Annotated in this window: 7 protein-coding genes; 2 read left to right on the top strand and 5 right to left on the bottom strand. The window is 72.3% G+C overall.

Annotation, left to right across the window (positions count from 1 at the left end):
- A partial coding sequence (locus OU415_RS37605; protein WP_270954549.1) for an APC family permease occupies window positions 1-1,234 on the top strand: 1,234 nt, incomplete at its 5' end.
- A 6-nt stretch (window positions 1,235-1,240) separates the two neighbouring features.
- Here the strand turns inward: OU415_RS37605 and OU415_RS37610 are convergent.
- From OU415_RS37610 to def, 4 genes are all read right to left on the bottom strand, one after another.
- Entirely contained in the window at window positions 1,241-1,690 is a 450-nt protein-coding gene (locus OU415_RS37610; protein ID WP_270954550.1) for a nucleoside deaminase, read from the bottom strand.
- Between the two features lie 292 nt (window positions 1,691-1,982).
- Entirely contained in the window at window positions 1,983-3,401 is a 1,419-nt protein-coding gene (locus OU415_RS37615) for an RsmB/NOP family class I SAM-dependent RNA methyltransferase (RefSeq protein ID WP_270954551.1), read from the bottom strand.
- Window positions 3,398-4,324: a methionyl-tRNA formyltransferase gene (gene fmt, locus OU415_RS37620; protein WP_270954552.1), complete on the bottom strand. Its 927-nt coding sequence runs from the start codon at window positions 4,322-4,324 to the stop codon at window positions 3,398-3,400. Before fmt ends, OU415_RS37615 begins: the two co-directional genes overlap by 4 nt.
- A complete protein-coding gene (def, locus tag OU415_RS37625; RefSeq protein WP_270954553.1) occupies window positions 4,324-4,869 on the bottom strand; it encodes a peptide deformylase in 546 nt (181 codons plus the stop codon). Before def ends, fmt begins: the two co-directional genes overlap by 1 nt.
- 154 nt (window positions 4,870-5,023) lie before the next feature.
- Between def and OU415_RS37630 the strand changes: the two genes are divergently transcribed.
- Window positions 5,024-5,926 carry a DUF4231 domain-containing protein gene (locus tag OU415_RS37630; RefSeq protein ID WP_270954554.1) on the top strand — a complete coding sequence of 301 codons (903 nt, stop codon included), beginning with the start codon at window positions 5,024-5,026 and terminating at the stop codon, window positions 5,924-5,926.
- 58 nt (window positions 5,927-5,984) lie between these two features.
- Here OU415_RS37630 and OU415_RS37635 read toward each other — a convergent pair.
- Window positions 5,985-6,627, bottom strand: a 643-nt coding sequence (locus tag OU415_RS37635) for a gamma-glutamyltransferase (RefSeq protein WP_270954555.1), incomplete at its 5' end; no start/stop codon positions are given.

A 6,627-nucleotide genomic window follows, 5' to 3' on the forward strand; every position in this document is an offset into this window, starting at 1 on the left:
GGTCGTCATCGGCGAGGCCGAGAACTTCCACGGGGGTCACGACTGGCTCGCCGAGCACGGCGTCGAGGTCGTGCTCCTCGACGACCCGCACTGCACCCGGATGTCGGCCGCAGTGCCGCTGGCCGGGTCGGTGTTCGCCTACGCCTCCGCCGGGCTGGGGCGCGCTCCGGGCTTCATCGCCGGCTGGATGATCATGCTGGACTACCTGTTCATCCCGAGCGTCGCTTCGCTGTTCGTCGGCATCGCGACCAACTCGCTGGTGCCGCAGATCCCGGTGTGGCTGGCCACCGGCGTGGCGATCGCGGTGGTCACCGCGCTGAACCTGACCGGGGTCAAGGTCGCGGCGATCGTCGGCACGGTGGTGCTGGCGGTGGAGATCGTGCTGCTCGCGGTGTTCGTGGTCGCCGCTCTCGTGGTGCTGGCCGGCGAGGGCCCGGCGCGGCCGTGGCTGTCCCCGCTGACCGGGTTCGGCGAGTTCGCCCCGCTGGCGGTGCTGGGCGCGGTGTCGGTGGCGGTGCTGTCGTTCCTGGGCTTCGACGCGATCGCCTCGTTCGCCGAGGAGAACACCGGCTCGTCGCGCCAGGTCGGCCGGGCGCTGCTGTTCTGCCTGGCGCTGAGCGGCGTGCTGTTCTTCGTGCAGACCTACCTGGCGTCGCTGCTGAACCCGCTGACCCCGCAGGAGTTGGCGGCGGATCCGAGTGCGCAGGACTCGGCGTTCTACGACATGCTCCGGGCCGCGCTGGGCAGCTGGCTGGCGGTGGCGGTCACGTCGGTGAAGGCGATCGCCCCGGCGTTCTCGGCGATGATCGCGCAGGCGGCGGTGAGCCGGCTGCTGTTCGGCATGGCCCGCGACGGCCAGCTGCCCGCTGCGCTGGCCCGGATCGACCGCCGGAGCCACGTCCCGCGCAACGCGACCCTGCTGGCGGCGGTGGTGACGCTGCTGGTGTCGGTGTGGGCTGCCTCGGCGGAGGACGGCCTGGAGGTCCTGTCGTCGATGGTGACGGTCGGCGCGCTGACCGCGTTCGTCCTGCTGCACGCCTCGGTGATCGGCTACTTCGCCGTCCCCGGCCGGGAACAGCGGGTGTCCACTGTGGTCGTCCCGGTGATCGGCGGTCTGATCTCGCTGGTCGTCCTGGTCACGGCCAGCCGGCTGGCTCTGGTGGTGGCGGCGGTCTGGCTGGTGATCGGCCTGCTGGTGCACTTCCTCCGCCGCCGGACCGCGGCCCAGGGCTGACCGCCGTCAGCGCGCGTCTTCGCCGATGTCCTCGTACCAGAGCTCGGGGTGTTCGGTGATGAAGTCGGCCATCATCCGGGTGCAGTGCGGGTCGTCGAGGAGCACGACCTCGACGCCGTGCTCGGCGAGCCAGTCGTGACCCCCGTGGAAGTTCTCGGCCTCGCCGATGACGACCCGGCTGATCCCGAACTGCCGCACCAGCCCGCTGCAGTACCAGCACGGCGACAACGTCGTCACCATCGTCGTCCCGGCGTAGGACCGCTGCCGCCCGGCGTTCCGGAAGGCCGCGGTCTCCCCGTGCACCGAAGGATCGTCGTCCTGCACGCGCCGGTTGTGCCCCTTGCCGAGCACCTCGCCGTCGCGACCGATCAACGCCGCACCGATGGGAATCCCGCCCTCGGCCAACCCGGCCTCGGCCTCCCCCACCGCCACGGCCAACCACCGCTGGAAGTCCACTCCCGACGCACCTCACCTCTCACCCGAGGGACCGCAGTTTCAATTGAAACTGTAAATCCCACCCACGGCGAATCACAGTTTCCATTGAAACTGTGGTCCCACCGCGCGCACGGAGTCGGCACTCCGCACCGGCGGCGGATCCAGGGCGACCGGACATTCGTCGGTGTGTCGGGTCCCGACACACCGACGGATGTGGACAACTCCCCCGGCCTGTGGAGTTCTTCCGCAATTTCAATGGAAATCGGAGGTCCGATTTCCAGTGAATTTGCGCGGGTCTCCGGCTCGGAGCCGGTCAGGCCGGGACTTGGAGGAGGGCGCAGAACATCGCGTCGGTGCCGTGGCGGTGGGGCCAGAGCTGGACCGACGGGCCTTCGCCCAGGTCCGGGACGTCCGGGAAGTACGGGCGGGCGTCGAGCTGGGTCACGCCGGTGCGGCGGATCGCGTCGGCGACCACCCCTTCGGTCTCCGGCAGGTGCGGCGAGCACACCACGTAGGCCACCAGACCGCCGGGGCGGGTCAGGCCGATCGCCGAGAGCAGCAGTTCCCGCTGCAACTTCGTCAGGTCGCCGACGTCCGAGGGCTTGCGCCGCCAGCGCGCCTCGGGCCGCCGCCGCAGCGCGCCCAGCCCGGTGCACGGCGCGTCGACCAGCACCCGGTCGAAGCCCGGCTCCAGGCCCGGGTCGCGACCGTCGCCGACGTGCACGTTCACCGACAGCCCCTCGGTCGCCTGCCGGATCAGGTCCGCGCGGTGCGGGGCCTGCTCGACCGCGTCGAGGGTGCCGCCGTCCATGGTGATCAGGGAACCGAGCAGGTTCGCCTTGCCGCCCGGGCCCGCGCACAGGTCGAGCCAGCGCAGGTCGGGGCCGGTCAGCTCCGGTCGGGTCAGCGCGAGCGCGACCAGCTGGCTGCCCTCGTCCTGCACCGCCGCGAAGCCTTCGCGCACCGGTTCCAGGTCGCCCGGATCGCCCGCGCCCGCTTCGAGCCGCACCCCGTACGGCGAGTACGGCGCCGGGTCGCCGCCGGTGATCGCGGCGAGCTCGTCGGCGCTGATCTCGCCCGGGCGGGCGGTGAGGTGCACCGCCGGCCGGGCGTCGTCGGCGGCCAGCGCCGCTTCCAGCTCGTCGATGCCGAGCGCGTCGGCGAAGGCCTGCGCGATCCACTTCGGGTGCGCGTAGCGCATCGCGAGGTGGCCGACCGGGTCTTCGGAGCGCGCCGGGGCCAGCTTGTCGACCCAGCCCTGCTCGTCCAGCTCGGTGACGCTTCGCAGCACCGCGTTGGCGAAACCGGCCAGCTTCGAACCGGATTCGTACCGCACGATGTCCACAGTGGATGCAACGGCGGCGTGCGCCGGGATGCGGGTGCGCAGCAGCTGGTAGACGCCGATGCGCAGCGCGTCGAGCAGCTTCGGGTCCATTTCGGACAGCGGCCGGTTGCTGCAGTCGTCGATCACGGCGTCCAGCAGGCCCTGCGCCCGGCACGCCCCGTAGGTCAGCTCGGTGGCCAGCGCGGCGTCGCGTCCGGTGATCCGGCGCTGCTTGAGCAGCGGCGGCAGCGCGAGGTTGGCGTAGGCGTCGCGTTCCCGGACCGCGCGCAGCGTTTCGACCGCGACCAGGCGCACCGGGTCGACCTCCACCGGTCGCGGCGGGCCGGACTTGCGTCGCGGTGGGCGGGCCTGGCCCGGCCGGTTCGGCCGACGGCGGCGTTCGTTCACTTGAGCCGTTCTCCTTGCTCGATGCGTGTTCCGCGGGCCCAGTCGGTGGCCGCCATCCGCTTCTTGCCCGCCGCCTGCACCTCGCCCAGCGCGACCGCCGAGGTCCCGGTGCCGACCAGCACGCGGCGCTTCTCCACCCGGATCTCGCCCGGCGGCAGTTCTTGATCGTCCACGATGGACACCGGGCCGAGCTTGAACCGCTCGTCGCCCAGCAGCGCCCAGGCCCCTGGGTCGGGCGTGACCGCCCGGACCAGGCGGTCCACCGCGGTCGCGGGCGCGGTGAAGTCCACCTTCGCGTCCTCGACGGTGACCTTCGGCGCGTAGCTCTGGCCGTCGGCGGGCTGCTCCTCCGCCCGCAGCGTGCCGTCCTCGACGCCGTCGAGGGTCGCCGCCAGCAGTCCGGCACCGGACACCGCCAACCGGTCCAGCAGTTCACCGGAGGTGTCGGTGGGGCGCACCTGCTCGGTCACCACGCCGAAGACCGGTCCGGCGTCCAGCTCCCGGACGATGCGGAAGGTGCTGGCCCCGGTGATCTCGTCGCCGTGCCGGATCGCGGCCTGCACCGGAGCGGCGCCGCGCCACGCGGGCAGCAGCGAGAAGTGCAGGTTGATCCACCCGAACTTCGGGATGGCCAGCGCCTCCTCCTTCAGCAGCGCGCCGTAGGCCACCACCGGGCAGCAGTCGGGTTCGAGTTCCCGCAGCCGCGCCAGGAAGTCCGGTTCCGAAGCACGAGCGGGCGTGAGCACCTCGATGCCGTGCTCGTCGGCGAGCGCGCCGACGGGCGAGCGCACCAGCTTGCGACCGCGCCCGGCGGGCGCGTCCGGGCGGGTGACCACGGCGACGACCTCGTGCCGGTCGGATTCCAGCAGGGCGCGCAGCGCCGGGACGGCAGGCGCCGGGGTTCCGGCGAAGACCACTCGCATCAGCGGCCTCCGAACAGGGGGTGCGGGCTTTCCTTGATCACCGGGACGTCGCCGTTGAACCACTCCGCGCGGCGGATCTCGCGCAGCGCCTCCTTGCGGGTCTGCTCGTCGAGCCGGTCGACGAACAGCACGCCGTCCAGGTGGTCGGACTCGTGCTGGATGCAGCGCGCCAGCAGGTCGGTGCCCTCCACCTCGACCGGCTCGCCGTGCATGTTCCAGCCGCGCGCCACCACGTGCTTGGCGCGCACGCACTCCCAGAACATCTCCGGGATGGACAGGCACCCTTCCGGGCCGAACTGCTCGTCGCCGCCGACAGCCGTCCAGGTCGGGTTGACCAAGTGCCCCGCGAAGCCGTCGCAGTGGTAGGTGAACACCCGTAGGCCGACGCCCAGCTGCGGCGCCGCCAGCCCGGCACCGCCCTGCGACTCCATGGTGTCCCACAGGTCCTGCACGAGGGTGCGCAGCTCCTTGTCGAAGTCGACCACCTCGTCGGCCCTGGTGCGCAGCACTGGGTCGCCGAAGAGTCTGATCGGCTGGACGGTCACATGGGCCCCCTGGGAGTTCGGCGGTGGTGGTTGGCGACCCGACGAGTCTAGTCGTCGGCCGCGCTGAGCCGCGTGGTGGCAGTTGTGCCGAATCGGCCGATTCGGATCACCCGGCGGACGCGATTCACTAGGGGCCCCGAGTCACGGAGTGGCCATGTCGAGCACCGAACAGCTGCCAGCGCTGACCCCCGACGACTACCCCGGTCTGTTCCAGGCGGCGGACGCCGCCGCGACCCGCCAGCAGCACGTCTACATCCGGGCCGCGCGATCGCGGTTGGTGCTGGTCGTCGCCGCGGCCGCGTTCGCCGCGATGACCTTGCCCGTCGACGGCACCGACCTGTTCGCGGTGGGCGCCGCGCTGGCGTTCGTCGGAGCGCTGGTGGTGGAGCTGGCCGTGATCAGCACCCGCCCGGACCGGCTGTGGGCGGAGAGCCGCACCCTCGCGACGTCGGTCAAGACGCTGTCCTGGCGCTACGCCGTGGGCGCGGCACCGTTCCCGGCCGGCTCCGCGCGGGCCGACGAGCGGTTCGCCGAACGCCTGCGCACCCTGCAGCAGGAACTCCCCGACGTCCCGCTGTCGCAGCACACCGCCGAGACGATCACCGCGCGGATGCGGGCTCTGCGCGCCGCGTCGCTGGCCGAGCGCAAGGAGGCGTACCTGATCGGCCGGATGCTCGACCAGCAGGACTGGTACCAGACCCGCGCGCTGCACCACCAGCGGCGAGCCCGGTCCTTCCGCACCGCGATGCTGGTAGCGGAGGTAGTGGGCGTGGCCGGAGCGCTGAGCGAGGCGCTCGGCATCACCGGGCTGACCAAGGCCGGAGCCACCGCGGCAGCAGTGGCGGCGGCCTTGGTCGCCGCGCTCGCGGCGTGGGCCGCGACCCGCCGGCACGCGGCGAAGGCCGCGACCTACCACCGGGTCACCCGCGAACTGGGCGCGATCCGGGACGGCCTGGACACCGACCTCGACGAGCAGCAGTGGTCGGCGGCGGTCACCGACGCGGAAGCGGCGATCACCCGGGAGCACGCCATCTGGCACGCCACCCGAACCACCTGACGGAACGACGGAGGGCTCCGTTCGCCGTGCTGGCGAGCGGAGCCCTCCGGTGTTCGGGTCAGCGGGTCGGGTCCACGACCGCTGCCGCGCCGCCACCTCGGCGTTCGCGCTCGGCCGCGGCGATCCAGCGGCCGTCCGGGAGGCGTTCCACCCCGGTCGCCGCACCGATCTCCTCGACCTGCTTGAACTCGTGGCCGATGGCCTTCAGCTTCTCCGCCTCCGGCTGCGCCAGGAAGGCCGGTTCCGCCTCGGTCTGCTTGCCGTTGCGCTCGGACGCGCGGGGTTCGGCGATGGCGTCGACCAGCGACATGCCGCGGTCCAGGCGCCCGGTCAGGCTCTGCAGCACGGTGGTGATGATCGTCGCGCCACCGGGGCTGCCGACCGCCAGGTACGGCTGGCCGTCCTTGAGCACGATCGTCGGGCTCATCGAGCTGCGCGGCCGCTTGCTCGGGCCCGGCAGGTTCGGGTCCGGCTCACCCGGCGTGACCGGGGTGAAGTTGAAGTCGGTCAGCTCGTTGTTGAGCAGGAAACCGCGCCCCGGCACGACGATGCCGCTGCCGCCGGTCTGCTCGATGGTGAGCGTGTAGGAGACGATGTCGCCCTCGGCGTCGGCGACCGTCAGGTGCGTGGTGTTCGGGCCCTCGTAGGGCTCGGCGCCGTCGGTGGTGCGGGTCTGGCAGTCCTGCGGCTGGTTCGGGTCG

The sequence above is a fragment of the Saccharopolyspora oryzae genome (genome assembly GCF_027853915.1).
Taxonomy (GTDB): domain Bacteria; phylum Actinomycetota; class Actinomycetes; order Mycobacteriales; family Pseudonocardiaceae; genus Saccharopolyspora; species Saccharopolyspora oryzae.